Genomic DNA, 909 nt, shown 5'->3' on the forward strand with positions numbered 1-909 from the left:
GCCGTCTGAAACACGATGTTTCAGACGGCCTTTGTGATGCATATATTAGAAACGGCGTTTCAACTGACAAGCTTGCAGGATGTACACGGCCAATTCTTCTACCGATTTATCGGTGGTATTGGTATAAGGAATGCCGTGTCGTTTAAACATCGCTTGCGCATCGGCCACTTCGCTGCGGCAAGTGTTGAGTTGTGCATAGGTCGAATTCGGACGGCGCTCTTGGCGGATGGCTTGCAGGCGTTCGGGCTGAATAGTCAGGCCGAACAATTTGTCTTTATAAGGTTTGACCATGCGCGGTAAATCGCTGGATTCCAAATCATCGGGAATCAGCGGATAGTTGGCGGCACGGATACCGTATTGCAGCGCAAGATAAAGGCAGGTCGGTGTTTTGCCCGAACGCGATACCCCCATCAAAATCACATCGGCTTCCTGCAGGTTTTTGTCGCTGACGCCATCGTCGTGATTGAGCGAAAAGTTTACCGCCTCCATACGCGCATCGTAGCGTTGGGTATTGCCGATACTGTGGTGGCCTTGCGCGGCCAAAGTGGCTTCGGCATTCAGCTCTTTTTCCAATGCACCCAAGAAGGTTTCAAAGAAATTGATTTGGTAGGCATTAGCGGTTTTAATCATGTTGCGGATTTCATCATCCACCACACTGACAAAGGCAATCGGGCGTTCGCCGTTGGCTTCGGCATTGGCGTTGACTTTGGCAATCACTTCCTTTGCTTTTTCAACGGTGTTGATAAAAGGATAGGTGTAGCGTTTGAATTCGAGATTGCCGAATTGGTTGAGCAGCGCTTCGCCGATGTTTTCGGCGGTCAGGCCGGTGCGGTCGGAAATATAAAAGATATGGCGGGGTTGGGGCATACGTTTCTCTCTAATGAATAAATGTACAAGATATAAACTTAT

1 protein-coding gene is annotated in these 909 nt (G+C 49.2%); it reads right to left on the reverse strand.

Going from position 1 to position 909, the window contains the following annotated elements:
• Positions 1 to 45: 45 nt before the first annotated feature.
• The gene (ppsR, locus tag ACFPVS_RS13665; protein ID WP_096295667.1) at positions 46 to 867 is read right to left on the reverse strand and encodes a posphoenolpyruvate synthetase regulatory kinase/phosphorylase PpsR; all 822 of its coding nucleotides are present in this window, start codon (positions 865 to 867) and stop codon (positions 46 to 48) included.
• Positions 868 to 909 lie beyond the last annotated feature (42 nt).

The organism is Neisseria weixii (genome assembly GCF_042658245.1).
Lineage (GTDB): Bacteria > Pseudomonadota > Gammaproteobacteria > Burkholderiales > Neisseriaceae > Neisseria > Neisseria weixii.